Genomic DNA, 17,581 nt, shown 5'->3' with positions numbered 1-17,581 from the left:
CGGTCCGCCATCCGGGTGTTGTGTACGCGCCAAGCGAGTGTCGTCCCCGGCCACTCCAATGCCTCATGCATCCATCAGCCAGGGGAGGACCGGATGACCATCACGACAGACCTGCCCCAGCACAGCCCCGAACTGCGCGCGGCAGCCCGCCACATCGGGCGCCGCCGCTTCCTGACCGTCACCGGCGCGGCCGCCGCGCTCGCCTTCGCCGTGAACCTGCCGACCGCGGGCACCGCCGGCGCCGCCGAGCTCGACGCCCGCAGGATCACCGACAACCCCTTCACCCTCGGCATCGCCTCCGGCGACCCGCTGCCCGACTCGGTCCTGCTGTGGACCCGCCTCGCCCCCGCGCCCTACCAGCCGGACAGCGGACTGCCCGCCCAGCGGATCACCGTGTACTGGGAGCTGGCGCACGACGAGAAGTTCACCCGGATCGCCAGACGCGGCGCGGCGATCGCCTACCCCGAGTTCCACCACACCGTCCACGTCGAGGTTTCCCACCTCCCGTCGGACCGCGTCTACTACTACCGCTTCCGCACGGGCACCTGGATCAGCGCGGCCGGCCGCACCCGCACCGCCCCGGCGCGGACCGGCGCCGCGAGCTCCCTCACCCTCGCCGCCGTCTCCTGCCAGGCCTACACCGACGGCTACTACACGGCGTACCGCCATCTCGCCCAGGACGACGTCGACGTCGTCTTCCACCTCGGCGATTACCTGTACGAGTACGCGGTCAACTCCGTCGGCGGCTACCGCAACTACACCGACCGCACCCTGCCCGCGCTGTTCAACCGCGAGACGGTGACCCTGGAGGACTACCGGCTGCGGTACGCCCTGTTCAAGTCGGACCCCGACCTCATGGCCGCGCACGCCGCGCACCCGTTCGTCGTCACCTGGGACGACCACGAGACCGAGAACAACTACGCCGACGACATCCCGGAGAACGACGTCCCGCCGGAGGAGTTCCTGCTGCGCCGGGCCTCCGCCTACCGCGCCTACTGGGAGAACCAGCCCCTGCGCCGCCCGCAGCGGCCCGTCGGACCCGACATGCAGCTCTACCGGCGCCTGTACTGGGGCCGGCTCGCCCAGTTCGACGTGCTGGACACCCGGCAGTACCGCTCCAACCAGGCCTACGGCGACGGCTCCCAGATCCCCGGCCCGGACGTCGACGACCCGGCGCGCACGATGACGGGCGCCACGCAGGAGCGCTGGCTGCTGGACGGCTGGCGCGACTCGGCGGCGCTGTGGAACGTCGTCCCGCAGCAGGTCACCTTCGCCCAGCGCAAGTTCGACCTCACCACGCCGTCACGGGTGTCCATGGACGCCTGGGACGGCTACCGCGCCTCCCGCCGCCGGGTCCTGGACGGCGCCAAGGCGAACGGCGTCGAGAACCTGATGGTGCTCACCGGCGACGTCCACGTCGGGTACGGCTTCGACATCAAGGACGACTTCGACGACCCCGCCTCCGCCACGCTCGGCACGGAGATCGTGGCCACGTCGATCGCCAGCGGCCGCGACGGCGTCGACAAGCCCGCCAACTGGGACACGTACATGAAGGCCAACCCGCACATGCGGTTCTACAACGGGCGGCGCGGCTACGTGACCGTCGCGCTGGGACAGCAGCTGGCGCGGGCCGACTTCAAGACGGTGCCGTACGTGACCACGCCCGGGGCGCCCCTCACCACGGCCGCGTCCTTCGTCACGCAGGTGGGGGAGCAGGGGCTCAAGCCGGCGTGAGCTCGGGCGCCTCGCCGGCGGTCTCCTCGCCCGGGTAGCGGACGCCGACGCGGTTCCGGATCGCGTCGAGCGTCCGCATCACGGCGAGCGTGCCCTCCAGCGGGACCAGCGGCGACTCCGTCTCGCCTGCCCGCAGGGCCCGCATCACCTCGGCGGCCTCGTGCCGCAGGCTGTTGCGGGGCCCGTCGGCCGGGTCAGCCGTGAACTCCTCGGGGTCACGGCCGTCCCGGTGCAGCACGAAGCGGTCCGGGAAGAAGAAGCCGCTCGGCACGTCGATACGCCCTGCCGAGCCGGTGATCGACGCGGCGGTCGCCGTACCGCCGACGATCGAGCAGTGCACCGAGGCGAGCGCGCCGCTGTCCCAGGAGAGCACGGCACCGGTCTGGAGGTCGACGCCCTCCGCGGACAGCGTCGCGCGCGCCGTCACGTCCGACGGCTCCCCGAGCAGCAGCTGGGCGAAGGAGACCGGGTACACGCCGAGGTCCAGCAGGGCGCCCCCGCCCTGCGCCGGGTCGCGCAGCCGGTGCGCGGCCGGGAAGGGCCCGGCCAGCCCGAAGTCGGCCTGGACATGGCGCACTTCGCCGATCGCGCCGTCGTCCACCAGCGCCTTCAGCCGCCGGATCAGCGGGTTGCAGTACATCCACATCGCTTCCATCAGGAAGCTCCCGCGCGCCTTCGCCAGCGCGACCAGTTCCCCGGCCTCGCGCGCGTTCAGCGTGAACGCCTTCTCGCACAGCACGTTGCGCCCGGCCTCCAGGCACAGCCCGGCGGCCGTGCGGTGTGCCGAGTGCGGGGTGGCGACGTACACGACATCGATGTCGCCGTCCTCGGCGAGCGCCTCCCAGTCGCCGTACGCCCGCGGGATCCCGAACCGCTCGGCGAACGCGTCGGCCGAGTCCTGCCTCCGCGAGGCCACGGCGACCACCTCGGCGTCGGGCAGATCCACCAGATCCGCGGTGAACGCGGCCGCGATCCCGCCGGTCGCCAGGATCCCCCACCGCACGCTCTGCTCGGCCATCTCGGCCCCACCCCTCGCTCATGTGACCCTCGGCACTCTGTACGAGCTGAGAGCATAGAGGGCGGATCACCGGGAGAGGGAGGGGCGCATGGGCGACCGTGGGGGGCCGGCACAGGACGTGTCGCGGCCGGCCATACCGAAGACGGACCGACCGCCCACCACCCGCTCCCTCCGGGGCACCGGCCTGCTCGTGACGTTCATCCTCGGCGGTCTGACGGCGACGCCCCCGCTGGCGATGGACATGTACCTCCCGGCGCTGCCCGAGGTCACCGGAGCCCTGCACGCGCCGGCCGCGACAGTCCAGCTCACGCTCACCGCCTGCCTGGCCGGCATGGCGTTCGGGCAGCTGGTCGTCGGCCCGATGAGCGACCGCTGGGGCCGCAGGCGCCCGCTGCTGGCGGGCCTGGTCGTGTACGTCGTGGCCACCGCGCTGTGCGCACTCGCGCCCACCGTCGAGTTCCTGATCGCCTTCCGGCTGGCGCAGGGCCTCTCGGGCGCGGCGGCGATCGTGATCGCGCGGGCCGTCGTACGCGACCTCTACGACGGCGTGGCCATGGCCCGCTTCTTCTCGACACTGATGCTGATCTCCGGGGTGGCCCCGATCGTGGCGCCGCTCATCGGCGGCCAGATCCTGCGAGTGACGGACTGGCGGGGCGTGTTCGTCGTGCTCACGGTGGTCGGGGTGCTGCTCGCCGCCCTGGTCTGGCGCAGGCTGCCCGAGACGCTGCCGCCGGAGGAACGCCACAGCGGCGGGGTGGGCGAGGCGCTGCGCGCCATGCGCGGACTGCTCGCCGACCGGCCGTTCGCCGGGTACACGCTGGCGGGCGGGTTCGCCTTCGCCGCCCTCTTCGCCTACATAGCGGCCTCGCCCTTCGTGATCCAGGAGATCTACGGGGCCTCGCCGCAGACGTTCAGCCTGCTGTTCGGGCTCAACTCGGTGGGGCTGGTGGCCGTCGGCCAGATCAACGGCAAGGTGCTGGTGGGGCGGGTCAGCCTGGACCGGGTGCTGGGCGTGGGGCTCGCGGTGGTGATCCTGGCGGCGACCGCGCTGCTGCTGATGTCGCTGGGCGTCTTCGGCGAAGTCGGGCTGGTGCCGGTGGCGGCGGCTCTCTTCGTCCTGATGTCCGCGATGGGCATCACGCTCCCCAACACCCAGGCCCTCGCCCTCCAGCGCACCAAGCACGCCGCCGGGTCCGCCTCCGCGCTCCTCGGTACGTCCTCCTTCCTCATCGGCGCCGTCGCCTCGCCCCTCGTGGGCATCGCCGGAGAGGACACGGCCGTTCCGATGGCCGTCGTCCAACTGGCCGCAGCACTGGTGGCGCTGGCCTGCTTCATGGGACTGTGCCGTCCTTGGAACAGACGTGCGGATGAACGTGCCGATGGACGTGCGGTCGCGGAGGGAGCAGACAGCTGAGCGCGCCGAGACTGCGCGGGGACACGCCGGAAAGGGCCGGACTCGACCCCGAGGAGATCCAGGATCTCGTCCGCGAGGTCCACGACCTCACCACCGGTGCACGTCCCTGGGCGGCCGGAGCGGTGCTGATCGTCGGGCGCGGGCCGTATGTCGCCGTCGAGGAGGCGGTGGGCTGGGCGGTCCGCTACGGCTCCTACGACGAGCACAAGGACGCGGGCGTGGAGCTGCCGCCCGACTCCCGCGTCCCGATGACCCCCACCACCCCCTTCGACCTGGCCTCCCTCACCAAGCTCTTCACGTCGGTCGCCGCGGTGCAGCAGATCGAGCGCGGCACGCTGGGCATCGACGCGCGGGTCGGGGCGTATCTGCCGGACTTCCGGGCGGCGGCCCACCACGACGTCACGGTGCGCCAGCTGCTCACGCACACCTCGGGCCTGCGGCCCGAACTCCCTTTGTACGACTACGCGGACGACGCGGCGCGGCTGGATGCGCTTCGCGCGGAGCCGCCGATCGGCGTCCCCGGCACCTACTGCTACTCCGACCTGAACATGCTCCTGCTCCAGCACGTCCTGGAACGCATCACCGGCCGCACCCTCGACGTCCTGATCCACGACGGCATCACGCGTCCGCTGGGCATGACCGCGACCCACTTCGGCCCCTGCGCCGGCGCGGCGGCGACCGAGGACCAGCGCCGGCCCTGGGCCAAGGCCGACCGGGGGATGCTGCGGGGTGTCGTGCACGACGAGAACGCCTGGGCGCTGGGCGGGGTGGCCGGGCACGCGGGTCTCTTCTCGACCGGCCGCGATCTGGCGGTGTTCTGCCGCGCGCTGCTGTCGGGCGGCGCGTACGGCCCCGCCCGCGTCCTAGGCCCGGACTTCGTGGAGTTGCTGCTGACCCCACCCGGGTTCGGCTTCGCCATCGACCAGCCGTGGTTCATGGGCGAACTGGCGGGCCAGGGCGCGGCGGGCCACACGGGCTTCACGGGCACGTCCTTGGTCCTCGACCCCGTGACGGACACCTTCCTGATCCTCCTGGCAAACACGGTCCACCCCCACAGACGCGCCCCGGACAGCACCCCCCGGGCGAGGGCGGGGACACGGGTGGCGCGGGCGGTACGGGGCCGCTAGCCGCGGAGGGGCTGAAATCAGCCCGTCCGGCGTTTGAGGACGAGGCCCCTTCAGGGCCGAAAGCGGGGGTCTGGGGGCGGCAGCCCCCAGGGACGGGACGGGTAGGGGCGGCGGGGGCGAGGAATGCCAGGGCCCTCGGCCGCCGCGCGCCCTCGTAGAATCACCGGGTGAACGCCCCCGTCCCCCCGTCGGCCGAGACCCTGCGCACCGCCCTCGCCACCCTCCTCGACGACCTCCCACCCCGCCAGGCCACCCAGGCCGTCGACCGCCTCATCGCCACCTACCGGGGCGCCACCCCCACCCACGCCCCCATCCTCCGCGACCGCGCCGACGTGGCCGCCTACGCCGCGTACCGCATGCCCGCCACCTTCGAGGCCGTCCACACGGCGCTGGAGGCGTTCGCACAGACCGTCCCGGACTGGACCCCCGACAGCCACACGGACGTCGGCGGCGGAACCGGCGCGGCAACCTGGGCCGTCACCGCGACCTGGCCAGGCAAGCGCAGCGTCACCGTGCTGGACTGGGCCGAGCCCGCCCTGGCGATCGGCAGGGAGATCGCCGAGGCCAACCCGGCGCTGCACAAGGCCCGTTGGCAGCGAGCCCGCATCGGATCCGGCCTCAGCCTGGACCCCACCGACCTGGTCACGGTCTCCTACGTCCTCAACGAACTCACCGCACCGGACCGCACCACCCTCCTCGACACGGTCGCGTCCGCAGCCCAGGCCGCCGTGGTGATCGTCGAACCCGGCACCCCGGACGGCTACACCCGCGTCATCGAGGCCCGCGACCACCTCATCGCCGCCGGCTTCCGCATCGCCGCCCCCTGCCCGCACAGCGCCGCCTGCCCCATCGTCCCCGGCACGGACTGGTGCCACTTCTCGGCGAGGGTCAGCCGCTCCTCGCTGCACCGCCAGATCAAGGGCGGCTCTCTCGCCTACGAGGACGAGAAGTTCGCCTACGTCGCGGCCACCCGCCTCCCGGCAACTCCGGCCCCCGCCCGCGTCGTACGCAAACCCCAGATCCGCAAGGGCCAGGTCCTCCTGGACCTCTGCGAGTCCGAGCCGGCCCTGCACCGCACCACGGTCACCAAGCGCCACGGCGACCTCTACAAGGCGGCCCGGGACACGGACTGGGGCGACGCCTGGCCGCCGGCCCAAGAACCCTAGAAGTTCCCGGAGTCTCCTGCCCATCGGACGAGCATCGCCCGCGCCTCGGCGCGGTCGGCGGGCGCCAGCCCCTCGATGGAGACGTGGTGGTTCCCGCCCGGCACCCACAGCACCCGGGAGTCCGGCCCGCCGGGACGGAAGGGCTCGGCGACGGCCGGGTCCATGGTGCCGTTGACGAAGAGCAGGCGGCTGCCACGCCGCCGGACCCAGCGGTCGACGTCCGGAATGGCGGCGGAGTCGAACCGCATCGGGATGTCACGCGGGACGAACGAGCGCGGCCGGATGGGATCCCGGTACCGCAGCAGTCCGTCCAGATGGGACGAGGGCACGGCGAGGTACCCCAGCTGGGTGCCGAGCTGGTACCAGTACGGGATGTAGTCCCGCGCGACCGAGTCGGCGTACAGGGACAGCCCCGCCGTACGGTCGAGCCACGTGTACAGCTCGTCCGCCGTGGCGTCGGGACCGGGGACGGCGGCGTGGTCGACCGGCTTGCCGTTCATCCAGAACATGAGCGGCGCGCGCAGCACGGCGATCTCGAACGCCTTGTCGGCACTCCCGACGATGCGGAAGGTGTCGCCGGCGGCGGCCGCCCAGGCCTCGTACCGTCGAACCATCTCGGTACGGCGCAACAGGATCCGCCGCTGGGTCGCCTTCACCGCATCGCGGAGTTCGGCGCTGCCCACAGTGTCAAGGAAGCGCAGGTAGGCGGAGTCGTCCCGGTCGTCGACGTTGTTCGGGGCGGCGTAGGCCACGGTGCCGTCCACGTCGTGGGGGTGGAAGCGGCGGTGGTAGATCGCGGTCATGCCGCCCTTGCTGCCACCGGTGGAGATCCAGGCGCCGCGGTACAGCGTGCGGAAGAGGCGGACGACACGGTGCTGGTCGTCTGCGGCCTGCCGGATCGTCAGATACGGGTAGCCGTGGACCGTGGGGCGGGAGGTGCCGAAGTAGCGGTGCTCGATCTGGAGCTGGTTGGCGCCCAGCAGCACGGCCGGCTCGGTTCGCCGGGGTATGAGCACGGCGTCGTATCCGGTGGTGAACAGGATCGTGGGACGGTCGGCGCAGGTGTGGAGCAGCGTGAGGCGCTGCTCGAAAGTGCCTGCGGCCGGGTCGGTGTGGTCGACGGGCTGGCGCAGCCCGAGCACGAAGAACCGGTAACCCGGCTCGGCCCCGGGCAACTCCTCGATCACCCGCAGCCCCGGCAGCGCTCGCAGGGTGTCGGCGATGTCACCGCTCCCTGATCGAGACTTCCCCACCGCGGCTCGTGCGGTCGCGGTGCCCAGGCCCACGGCCGGGACCGTCGAGATCGCCGCGGTGAGCAGCCGTCGTCTCGTCCAGTCGCGCATCGTAAATCCTCTCCGTCCCTTGCCTGACCTGCTGACCGCTTCAGTACAGCCGCCGGGCGTCGGGCGGGGATCCCGCAAGAGAGGGGCCTGTCTCCCTCTTGCGGGGGAGACAGGCCCGAGGAGCCGCGGGGGCGGCCGATCACGACGACTCGTCGCCCTCTCGCCCTCCCTGCCGTTGCTCCTGGAGTTTCCGCAACAGCTCCCGCTTCTGTGCCGTGGGGTCGGTTCCGCCGCCGATCCGGCCGCTCCGGCCGCCACCGCGCAGGTCCTTGCGGCCGAGGTTCCGTCGAGTGCCGCCGACTCCCAGCATGTTTCCGGTTCCGCTTCGGGTCATCTTGAGTTCCTTTCATCCTGAGCGAAGATACGAGACGTATCGTCTCGTTCGTGTCACCCGCTCAGAATCAGCGAGACGCTCCGTCTTGTCAACCTGATAAATTCGACCCATGGCAGCCCAGAAGTCCGCCCAGCCCCCGCCCAGCTCCACCCGCCGCAGCGAGAAGTCCCGGCGGGCCATCTATGACGCCGCCCTCGCCCTCGTCGTCGAGGTCGGCTACCCCAGGACCACCATCGAGGGCATCGCCGCCCGTGCCGGCGTCGGCAAGCAGACGATCTACCGGTGGTGGTCGTCCAAGGCCGAGGTGTTGATGGAGGCGTTCCTCGATCTGGGGGAGCAGTCCGCGCAGAGCGTCGGGCACGAGCCGTACGCCATCTCGGACACCGGGGATCTCGCCGCCGACCTGAAGCTCGTACTGCGCGCCACCGTCGACGAGTTGAAGGACCCCCGTTTCGAGGCCCCGTCCCGCGCCCTCGCCGCCGAGGGTGTGGTCAACGAGCAGCTCGGGCGGGAGTTCGTGGTCAAGCTCCTCGAACCCTCGCTCCAGCTCTACGTCGACCGGCTGCGCGCCGCGCAGGAGGCCGGGGACGTGCGCCCGGACATCGACCCGCGCATCGCGCTGGAGCTCTTCGTGTCGCCGCTCGCCCAGCGCTGGCTCCAGTACACGGGGCCGATCACGTACGACTACACGGACACCCTCGTCGACTACGCCCTGTACGGACTCGCACCGCGCGGTCGGTAGGGAGGTAAATCCCGTCAAAGTGGTGCATTACCCCTGATCACAGTGCTGTGTACACCTCGCCCCACCTGGCCCGGTTGTCCGCTACGGCCCCCCGGCGCGCACGATGGTGGGACCATAGGGCATGCTGTTCCGCACGACAGCGAGGCGAGGGGATAGATGAGCGCGGAGTTGGGCGGCCGGACCGGACTGCAGGGCAAACTCACCCAGTGGCTGCGCGGACGCCGCCCCAAGGACACCGCCGACGAAGGCGGCCGGGAGACCCTGCTGCTCGCCGCCGCCGCGGCGGGACTGCCGCTTGCGCCCGCCGCACACCCGGCCGGCTACCGCTGCTCCTGCGACCGGGTGGGCTGTCCCACCCCGGCCCGGCACCCGGTGTCCTTCGCCTGGCAGACGCAGTCCACCACCGATCGAGGACAGATCGAGCGCTGGGCCCGGCACCAGCCGCAGGCCAACTTCATCACCGCCACCGGCATGGTCCACGACGTGCTCGACGTGCCGGTCGAGGCCGGGCGTGAGGCGCTCGAGCGGCTGCTCGACGCCGGCATCGAGGTCGGGCCCGTCGCCGAGAGCGACGACGGCCGCCTGCTGTTCTTCACCGCCACCCGCGGCACCCCCGAGGACGAGGACGAGTGGTGGCCCTGTGAGCTGGACTGCCACCCCGAGACCATGGACGAGCACCCGGGACTGCGCTGGCACTGCCGCGGGTCCTACGTCCTCGTACCGCCCGCCCAGCTGCCGGGTGAGAACCAGACCGTGCACTGGGTACGCGGACCCGAACACCCGCTGCCCGACCCGCTGAGCCTGCTCGAAGTCCTCACCGACGCCGGCGCCCGCCACGCCGGCGCGGAGCCCGACCACGTCTCCGCGGCCTGGCCCCTGCGCCGCCACTGAGCAGCCTTGAGGGGCGGTGTCACTCGCCCTTCGCCGACGTCAGTCCCTGGATCCGGCCGAGCACGTCCACCTTGCCGGAGCCCTTCGGGTCCAGGGCCACCTCGTTCGAGACGAACTCCATCGTCAGCGACTGCTTGATCTCGCCCTCCGTCAGCGCCTCCACGGCCTTGCCCGGCGAGGGAACCGAGGTCCCCGCGTAGGCCGTCCGCTTCTCGTAGTAGCGCGTGGTGAAGAACACCAGCGCGCCGCCGTCCGAGGTGCGCAGCGCCAGCGGGGCGTAGTCGCCGTCGGTCATCGACTCGTCGATGAACTGGCTGACCAGGCCCGGCCGCTTGGCGTCCTTCTCCCGGTCCGCACGCCAGGTGCTGGTGTGCCGCCCCTGCGCGAAGGCGTCCCCGCCGTTCTTGAGGTAACCCGCGTAGTCCTTGCTCAAGTCCCCGGGCGGCACGGCCAGTTCGGTCGAGTTCGCGGGCACCGCCTTGGCCCAGCCGTCCTTGTCCGTCTTGAACTTCGGTACGTCACCGGGGGCCATCAGCGTCAGATACGCCGCCTCCCACGGATCGTCCAGGCCGTCACGGGTGAACACGAAGACCCAGCGCGCCTTGCCGCCCTTGTTCGCGGCCGTGTCGGCCACGAACCAGCGCGGCCAGCCCGCCTTCTTCGGGATCGTGAACTTGGTGTCCGACAGCTCCAGCGGGGTGTGCGCCGCGTTGCCCTCGGGGCTCAGCGCCTTGCCCGCCTTCAGCCGCGCCCCGTCGATGTCGCTCAACGCGCCGGTGACATGGCCGGCGTAAAGGGCGTTGTCGTACGCCTTGTCCGCCTTGTTGTATGCGGTGGTGAACTCCTTGAGGGCCTCGGCGGCCTCCGCCTTGGTGGCCGAGGGGAGGATCTCCCGCTCCCCGTGGACCACCACGCATCCGCTCGCCGTCAACGACAAAGCGGTCGCACAGGCCGCTATCAGTGCGCTCCGGTCAAGCCTGCGGAGCCTTCGAGGGCCGCGTTCCCTGCTCATCAGGTCCCTTCACCTTCCCCTTCCCGGAGGCGAACCCTACCGGGGCGAGGAACAGCGCGAGCGTCGGGATCAAGTACAGCAGCCACACCGTGACCTGGAGGACGGTCGGATCCGGCTGGAAGTTGAAGATGCCCTTCAGCAGGGTGCCGTACCAGCTCGACGGATCGATGGTGTCGCTGATGTCGAACGCCTTGTTGCTCAGCCCCGGCAGCCAGCGCGCCTCCTGCAGGTCGTGGAAGCCGTACGCCAGCACGCCCGCCGCCACGACGACCAGCATGCCGCCGGTCCACGTGAAGAACTTCGCGAGGTTGATGCGCAGGGCGCCCCGGTAGAACAGCCAGCCCAGCACGACCGCCGTGGCGATGCCGAGGGCGACGCCGACCAGCGGGCGCGGGGTGCCGTCGCCGGCCGCGCGCACCGACGCCCACACGAACAGGGCCGTCTCCAGGCCCTCCCGGCCGACGGCCAGGAACGCGGTCGCCACCAGCGCGCCCGTGCCCATCTGCAGGGCAGCGTCCAGCTTGCCGTGCAGCTCGGCCTTCAGGTGCCGGGCGGTGCGCCGCATCCAGAACACCATCCACGTCACCAGGCCCACCGCCAGGAGCGACAGGGAGCCGCCGAGCGCCTCCTGCGCCTCGAACGTCAGCTCCTGCGAGCCGAATTCGAGGGCGCAGCCGAAGCCGAGCGCGAGGGCGAGGGCGACGCCGATGCCGATCCAGATGGGCTTCAGCGCGTCCCGCCGGTCCGTCTTCACCAGGTAGGCGATGAGGATGCAGACGACGAGGCTGGCCTCAAGACCCTCGCGCAGGCCGATCAGGTAGTTGGAGAACACGGGCTACGCCTCCTTGGCGAACAGCGTGCTGCCCCACCAGTCGTCCTTGTCGCGGACGCCCGGCGGGACCGCGAAGATCGCCGACCCCACGTGCTGGATGTACTCGTTGAGGACGTCGATCGCCAGGCTGCGCTGGATGGGGATGAAGCCTTTACGGACGTCCCGCTGGTACGCGAGGAAGAACAGGCCCGCGTCCAGGCGGCCCAGGCCGTCGGTGCCGTCGGTGAAGGAGTAGCCGCGCCGCAGGATCGTCGCCCCGTCGTTGGTGTCGGGGTGCGCGAGCCGCACGTGCGCCTCGGGCTTCATCGCCTTGAGGAACGGCTCGTCGCGCTCCTTGGCCTTGCCGACCGGGGCTCCCTCGCCCTTGTCGCGGCCGAAGATGTCCTCCTGCTCCTGGAGCGGAGTCCGGTCCCAGGTTTCGACGTTCATCCGGATGCGCCGGGCGACGAGATACGAGCCTCCGGCCATCCACTTCGGACCGTCCTTCTCGCCCACCCACACGAACTTCTTCAGACGGTCCGTCTCCGTGCCCGCGATGTTGCGGGTGCCGTCCTTGAAGCCCATGAGGTTGCGCGGGGTCTGCTCTTCCGGGGTGGTGGAGGAGGTCTTCCCGAAGCCGAGCTGGGACCACTTGATGACGACCTTGCCGAAGCCGATGCGGGCCAGGTTGCGGATGGCGTGCACGGCGACCTGCGGGTCGTCCGCGCAGGCCTGGATGCACAGATCGCCGCCACTGCGGTTCTTGTCGAGGTTGTCGCCCGCGAACTTCGGCAGATCGACGAGCGCCTCCGGGCGCGCGTCCTCCAGCCCGAACTTCTCGAACAGCGACGGCCCGAAGCCGATCGTCAGCGTCAGCCGCGACGGCTTGAGGCCCAGCGCCTCACCGGTGTCGTCCGGCGGCGCCTCGGCCAGACCGCCGAACGCGCCCTCGCCGACGGCCTGTCCGGCGGTCATCCGGCGCGCGGCCGCCGTCCAGTCCTTCAGCATCTGCACGAACTCGGCGCGGTCGTCGGTCTTCACGTCGAACGCGGCGAAGTGCAGCCGGTCCTGCACCGGGGTGGCGATGCCGGCCTGCTTCTCGCCGTGGAAGTCGATCGCGGCGCCCGTCGCGGCCGCGGCCGGGGCCACGTCGTCGCCCGTGCGGGTCATCGCGACGGCGCCGCCGGCCGCGACGGCACCGAGCGCGAGCCCGGCACCGCCCCAGCCGATGAGCGAACGCCGGGAGGGGGTCGTGGCGTCGTTCGAATCCGTCATGTCCCTGCTCCTACTTGGCGGCGACGGCGGCGGCGAGCTTGGACAGCGGCTCCGCGAGGGAGTTGACGCCGTCCGAGAGCTCCTTGCGGTCGGCCTTGCCGACCTTGTCGTACGAGGTGAACTCGTACGACGACTTGTCCGCGCGGTACTTGTCGAGCAGCGTGTTCAGCGCGCCGAACTGCTTGTCCAGCTCGGTGACCAGAGCCGGGTCGTTCTCCTTGGCGACCGGCTTCAGCAGCTCGTACGCCTTCTGCGCCCCCTCGACGTTGGCCTTGAAGTCGACCAGGTCGGTGTGCGAGTAGCGCTCCTCCTCGCCGGTGACCTTGCCGGTGGCGACCTCGTCCAGGAGTTCCTTGGCGCCGTTGGCCATGGAGGTCGGGGTGATCTCGGCCTTGCCGACCCGGTTCTGCCAGTCCTTGAGGTCGGTGATGAGCTGGTCGGCGAGCTCGGAGTCGCGGTCGGTGAGCTTGTTGTCCTTCCAGAGCGAGCGCTCCAGACGGTGCCAGCCGGTCCAGTCCTTCTCCAGGTCCTGGCCCTCTTCCAGACCGTCCTCGCGCAGGTCGACCTTGGGGTCGATGTCACCGAAGGACTCGGCGACCGGCTCGGTGCGCTCCCAGCCGATGCGGGAGGTGGCGTAGGCCTTCTTCGCGGCCTCGATGTCGCCGTCCTTGACCGCCTTGGCGAAGGCCTCGGAGAGCGGCAGGGTCTCGTCGGCCTGCTCCTGGGCGTACTTGCGGTAGGCGGCGACGGCCTCGTCGAGGCGCGGGTCGCGCTTGGCGGCCGTGCCCTTGCCGGTGGCCTTCACGGTCTGCCGGATGCCGTCGCCCTTCATGCCGGGCTTGCAGGCGATGGTGTAGTCGCCCGCCTTCACCTCGGCGGTGACGGTCTGCTTGGTGCCGGGGCCTATGTTCTCCCGCTCGGTGACGATGCGGTCGTCCGGGAAGAGGATGTAGACCTCGGTGACCTTGGAGCCCTTGTTCTCGATGGCGAGCTCGACGTGCCCGGCCGGAAACTCCTTCTTGGACACCTCGCACTTGTCGTCCGTGGCCGTGACGCTGACGACCCGGTCGTCGCCCGCCGAACTGCCCTTCTCGGTGCATCCCGTGACGGCGGTCAGAGCTGCCACGGCGGCGATGGCGGTGCTGACGGGGAGTCTGACGGTGCGCATGAAGGCTCCAGAAGGTGGCCGGAAAGTGTGCGTGACGAGCCTCACAGTAGGAAGGTGAGGCTCGCCTAACGGAGATAAGGATTACCTAAGTGGCCAAAATTGACCCCATAGAGAAGTCAAAGGATGGTCAAAGGTTCCGTCTCGGAGTCACCAGGACCGCTCCTGTTCGAGGGTGCGGAAGCACTTCGACCGGCTGGTCATAGACGTCCGACAGCAGCCGCTCGGAGAACACGTCGGCCGGGGGCCCGTCGGCCGCGACCCGTCCGGCGCGCAGGATCGCGACGCGGTGCGCGTACGCCGCCGCGAGCCCCAGGTCATGGAGGACGACCACGACCGCGTCCCCGGCCCGCGCCCGCTCCCGGCACACCCCGAGCACCAACTCCTGGTGCCTGAGGTCGAGTGCCGCCGTCGGTTCGTCGAGCAGCAGCAGCGGGGCGCGCTGAGCGAGCACCCGGGCGAGCGCGACGCGGGCCCTCTCGCCGCCGCTGAGCGCGGAGAACGGCCGCACGGCGAAGGCGGTCACCTCGGTGGCGGCCATCGCCTCGGCGACGGCGAGGTCGTCCTCGGCGGGGGAGGAGGCGTGGGGTGCGCGGCCCATGCGTACGACCTCCTCCACCGTGAAGGGGAAGGAGAGCGTCGCCGACTGCGGCAGGACCGCGCGGCGCAGGGCGAGTTCCGGCGCGGACCAGTCGGTCGCAGGGCGGCCGTGGATCCGTACGACACCCTCGGCGGCCGGCAGATCGGCGGCCAGGGCACTCAACAGGGTGGACTTCCCGGCCCCGTTGGGCCCGACGAGCGCGAGGACCTCGCCGGCCCGGACCGGGACGGAGACGCCGAGCAGGACGGGACGGGCGCCGAGGCGGACGTGGAGGTTCTCGGCTTCGGCGACGAGGTCGCCGGGTTCGGCTGCTGGTGGGGGTGTGGCGCGCGGGCGGAGGAGTCTCATGAACGGGTCCTTCAGTGGAGGGTCGGGTGTCAGCGCGGTCGCGAGTGGCGCCCTCGACCTCTAGGCCCACCCCCCTTGCCGCCGCCGAGTCCGGCGCAGCAGCCAGAAGAAGAACGGACTCCCCAGCAGAGCGGTGAGCACCCCGAGCGGCAGCTCCGCGGGGGCGGCGACCGTACGGGCCGTCAGATCGGCGGCAAGGAGCACCACCGCACCGAGCAGAGAGCTCGCCGGAACCAGAAACCGATGCCCCGGCCCCGCCGCCATCCGCAGCAGATGCGGCACGACGAGGCCGACGAAGCTGATGATCCCGGAAACGCTCACCGCGGCGGCCGTCAGCAGGGCGATGACCAGCACGAGCACGATCCGCAGCCGCTCCACGTCCACGCCCAGATGCCGCGCGGGCCGTTCGCCGAGGGCCAGCAGGTCCAGCCGGCGGGCGTACAGCGGCGCGACGGCCAGTCCGAGCGCGGCGCACGGCAGTACGGCCAGCACCTTCGGCCAGGTCGCCTGGGAGAGCGAGCCGAGCTGCCAGAAGGTGATCTGCTGGATGGCGGCGGCATCCGCGAAGAACAGGAACAGACCGATCACCGCCCCGCCGAAGGCGTTCACGGCGATGCCGGTGAGGATCAGCGTCACGACTTCCGTACGGCCGCCGGAGCGCGACATGGCGTAGACGACCAGGACGGTGGCGAGTCCGGCGACGAACGCAAAGGCGGAGACCGTCCAGGTGCCGAGGAAGTTCACGCCGAGCGCGATGGCACCGACCGCGCCGACCGCCGCGCCCGAGGAGACGCCGATGACGCCGGGCTCGGCGAGGGGGTTGCCGAAGACGCCCTGCATCAGCGCACCGGCGCAGCCGAGGGACGCGCCGATGAGGAGGGCGAGGACGATGCGCGGGAAGCGGACGTTCCACAGGACCGACTCGGCGACCCGGTCGAGCTGCGTACCGCCGAGCCCGACGCGGTGCTGCACGGAGGCGAGAACGTCACCGAGCGGCACCGGGTAGGCGCCGATGCCTGCTGCGACCGGGGTCAGCACGAGGAGGGTGAGGATCAGTCCGGCGGTCAGCAGCCAGGCGGTGGTGTGGCGTCCGGGCGGTGGAGCGTGGTCCGCGGCCGCCTCGGGGGCGGACTTCTCCAGTACGGTCACGCTGCTTCCTCCTGGTGGAGCTCACCGTTTCGGCAGGTAGTTTAGGTTAGCCTTGCCTTTGTTTGCCACGGGCGCCGCTCCCGTGCCCGCCGCTGCCCGCCCGCCCGCGCGGTGCTTGAATGCCCCCGTGACTGACTACGACGTCCTGCGCGTCTTCTGCGGGCCGACGGGCGGATACGGCAACGAACTCGGCGTCGTCCGCGAGGGTTCGGTGATCCCCGAGCGCGGCGAGCGACAGGCGCTCGCGGCGAAGCTCGGGTTCAGCGAGACCGTGTTCGTGGACGACCCCGAGCGCGGGGTCGTCGACATCTACACGCCCTCCGTGCGGCTGCCCTTCGCCGGGCACCCTTGCGTCGGTACGGCCTGGCTTCTCGACGTGCCCGAGCTGGTCACCCCCGCCGGTGTGGTGGGCGCCCGGATCGACGGGGAGTTCTGCTGGATCGAGGCCCGGCCGCAGTGGGCCCCGCCGCGCACCCTGCGGCAGTACGGCAGCGCCCGCGAGGTCGACGAACTCGCCGTGCCCCCGCAGGGGGAGTGGATATACGCCTGGGCCTGGGAGGAAGAGGCCGCCGGCCGGGTCCGCGCCCGAGCGTTTCCCGGCCGGGGAGACGGCGTCGAGGAGGACGAGGCGACCGGCGCGGCCGCCATCCAGCTCACCCACCGGCTCGGCCGGGCGCTCAACATCACGCAGGGCGCGGGCTCGCAGCTTCTGACGGCTCCTCAGCCCGGGGACTGGATCGAACTCGGCGGCCGGGTGGTCCTGGAGCGCTGACGGCCTCACGCCGACAGCGGGAACTCCTCGCCCAGTGCCCGGAACACCGCCGTGTTCAGTGCGAACGCCCGCTTGCACTCCGCCACGACCCGCTGCTTCTCCAGGTCGTCCGCGCGCACCGCGTCCAGCAGCTCCCGGTAACTGCGCTTGAACGCCGCCGGGTTGGAGATCTGCTCGAAGACATAGAACCGGACCCCGTCGCCCTTGCGCGCGAAACCCCAGGTCTTCTCCGCCTTGTCGCGGATGATCTGGCCGCCGGAGAGGTCGCCGAGGTAGCGGGTGTAGTGGTGGGCGATGTAGCCGGCCGGCCACTGCCGGGCGCACTCCCGGACCCGCTCCGCGTAGGCCTCGGTGGCCGGCAGGGCGGACACCCGTGAGCGCCACCGGGGGCCCCGCAGATGCGCCAGGTCCCGCTCCAGCGACGCCTGCCGGAACAGCTCCGGCTGGATGAACGGACCGGCCACCGGGTCCGACGCCAGCCGCTCGGCGCCGGCCTCCAGGGCCTCGTACACGAACCACAGCTGCTCGGTGTACCGCGCGTACGCGTCCACGCCCAGCATGCCGCCGAGCATGTCGCTCATGAACGTCGAGGTCTCCGCCTGCACGTGCTCTTCGTGGGAGGCGGTGCGGATGACTGTCGAGAAGGAGTCCATGCCGCCATTTTCTGAGGTTAGGCTTA

The 17,581-nt window shown here is 71.3% G+C and carries 17 protein-coding genes; 7 read left to right on the top strand and 10 right to left on the bottom strand.

All coding sequences use genetic code 11. The features are described from left to right. Positions 1-93: 93 nt before the first annotated feature. Complete coding sequence (locus tag OG254_RS14575) at positions 94-1,734, top strand: alkaline phosphatase D family protein (RefSeq protein ID WP_405581570.1); 1,641 nt, start codon at positions 94-96, stop codon at positions 1,732-1,734. Here the strand turns inward: OG254_RS14575 and OG254_RS14570 are convergent. Next, positions 1,721-2,752 (bottom strand): Gfo/Idh/MocA family protein, encoded by a 1,032-nt coding sequence (locus tag OG254_RS14570; protein WP_405581568.1) that lies wholly within the window; start codon positions 2,750-2,752, stop codon positions 1,721-1,723. The two genes, OG254_RS14575 and OG254_RS14570, sit on opposite strands and share 14 nt — an antisense overlap. A gap of 88 nt (positions 2,753-2,840) precedes the next feature. On the opposite strand from OG254_RS14570, the gene OG254_RS14565 reads away from it, so the two are divergent. The 3 genes from OG254_RS14565 (at position 2,841) to OG254_RS14555 (ending at position 6,459) form a co-directional block, all read left to right on the top strand. Continuing rightward, entirely contained in the window at positions 2,841-4,166 is a 1,326-nt protein-coding gene (locus tag OG254_RS14565; RefSeq protein WP_405581566.1) for a multidrug effflux MFS transporter, read from the top strand. A gap of 11 nt (positions 4,167-4,177) precedes the next feature. After that, positions 4,178-5,293, top strand: a complete 1,116-nt coding sequence (locus OG254_RS14560; RefSeq protein WP_405594991.1) for a serine hydrolase domain-containing protein — start codon at positions 4,178-4,180, stop codon at positions 5,291-5,293. Positions 5,294-5,460: 167 nt separating this feature from the next. Continuing rightward, positions 5,461-6,459: a small ribosomal subunit Rsm22 family protein gene (locus tag OG254_RS14555; RefSeq protein WP_405581563.1), complete on the top strand. Its 999-nt coding sequence runs from the start codon at positions 5,461-5,463 to the stop codon at positions 6,457-6,459. Here the strand turns inward: OG254_RS14555 and OG254_RS14550 are convergent. Both OG254_RS14550 and OG254_RS14545 read right to left on the bottom strand, forming a co-directional pair. After that, positions 6,456-7,802 (bottom strand): S28 family serine protease, encoded by a 1,347-nt coding sequence (locus tag OG254_RS14550; protein WP_405581561.1) that lies wholly within the window; start codon positions 7,800-7,802, stop codon positions 6,456-6,458. The two genes, OG254_RS14555 and OG254_RS14550, sit on opposite strands and share 4 nt — an antisense overlap. A 139-nt stretch (positions 7,803-7,941) precedes the next feature. Beyond that, positions 7,942-8,136, bottom strand: a complete 195-nt coding sequence (locus OG254_RS14545; protein ID WP_405581559.1) for a DUF6243 family protein — start codon at positions 8,134-8,136, stop codon at positions 7,942-7,944. 109 nt (positions 8,137-8,245) lie between these two features. Here OG254_RS14545 and OG254_RS14540 point away from each other — a divergent pair, with 109 nt between their 5' ends. Then, entirely contained in the window at positions 8,246-8,878 is a 633-nt protein-coding gene (locus tag OG254_RS14540) for a TetR/AcrR family transcriptional regulator (RefSeq protein WP_405581555.1), read from the top strand. A gap of 156 nt (positions 8,879-9,034) precedes the next feature. Further along, positions 9,035-9,769: a bifunctional DNA primase/polymerase gene (locus OG254_RS14535; protein ID WP_405581553.1), complete on the top strand. Its 735-nt coding sequence runs from the start codon at positions 9,035-9,037 to the stop codon at positions 9,767-9,769. A 19-nt stretch (positions 9,770-9,788) separates the two neighbouring features. Here the strand turns inward: OG254_RS14535 and OG254_RS14530 are convergent, their stop codons facing one another. The 6 genes from OG254_RS14530 to OG254_RS14505 form a co-directional block, all read right to left on the bottom strand. Further along, a complete protein-coding gene (locus tag OG254_RS14530) occupies positions 9,789-10,781 on the bottom strand; it encodes a hypothetical protein (protein ID WP_405581551.1) in 993 nt (330 codons plus the stop codon). Beyond that, positions 10,741-11,613, bottom strand: a complete 873-nt coding sequence (gene efeU / locus OG254_RS14525; protein ID WP_351198688.1) for an iron uptake transporter permease EfeU — start codon at positions 11,611-11,613, stop codon at positions 10,741-10,743. Before efeU ends, OG254_RS14530 begins: the two co-directional genes overlap by 41 nt. A gap of 3 nt (positions 11,614-11,616) precedes the next feature. After that, positions 11,617-12,867, bottom strand: coding sequence for an iron uptake transporter deferrochelatase/peroxidase subunit (efeB, locus tag OG254_RS14520; protein WP_405581548.1), 1,251 nt, complete (start codon positions 12,865-12,867; stop codon positions 11,617-11,619). Between the two features lie 10 nt (positions 12,868-12,877). Further along, on the bottom strand, positions 12,878-14,035 hold the full coding sequence (gene efeO / locus OG254_RS14515; protein WP_405581546.1) for an iron uptake system protein EfeO: 1,158 nt from the start codon (positions 14,033-14,035) through the stop codon (positions 12,878-12,880). Between the two features lie 127 nt (positions 14,036-14,162). After that, entirely contained in the window at positions 14,163-14,981 is an 819-nt protein-coding gene (locus OG254_RS14510) for a heme ABC transporter ATP-binding protein (RefSeq protein ID WP_405581543.1), read from the bottom strand. Between the two features lie 60 nt (positions 14,982-15,041). Further along, positions 15,042-16,130 carry a FecCD family ABC transporter permease gene (locus OG254_RS14505; RefSeq protein ID WP_405581540.1) on the bottom strand — a complete coding sequence of 363 codons (1,089 nt, stop codon included), beginning with the start codon at positions 16,128-16,130 and terminating at the stop codon, positions 15,042-15,044. 127 nt (positions 16,131-16,257) lie between these two features. On the opposite strand from OG254_RS14505, the gene OG254_RS14500 reads away from it, so the two are divergent. Further along, positions 16,258-16,902, top strand: a complete 645-nt coding sequence (locus OG254_RS14500) for a PhzF family phenazine biosynthesis protein (RefSeq protein WP_405581538.1) — start codon at positions 16,258-16,260, stop codon at positions 16,900-16,902. Positions 16,903-16,907: 5 nt separating this feature from the next. Here OG254_RS14500 and OG254_RS14495 read toward each other — a convergent pair whose 3' ends face one another. Then, positions 16,908-17,555 carry a heme oxygenase (biliverdin-producing) gene (locus OG254_RS14495; protein ID WP_405581536.1) on the bottom strand — a complete coding sequence of 216 codons (648 nt, stop codon included), beginning with the start codon at positions 17,553-17,555 and terminating at the stop codon, positions 16,908-16,910. Positions 17,556-17,581: the final 26 nt, after the last annotated feature.

Source organism: Streptomyces sp. NBC_01092 (assembly GCF_045039535.1).
GTDB lineage: Bacteria > Actinomycetota > Actinomycetes > Streptomycetales > Streptomycetaceae > Streptomyces.
The sequence above is the reverse complement of the archived record's forward strand: the minus strand, read 5'-3'. Positions and strand labels throughout refer to the sequence as shown.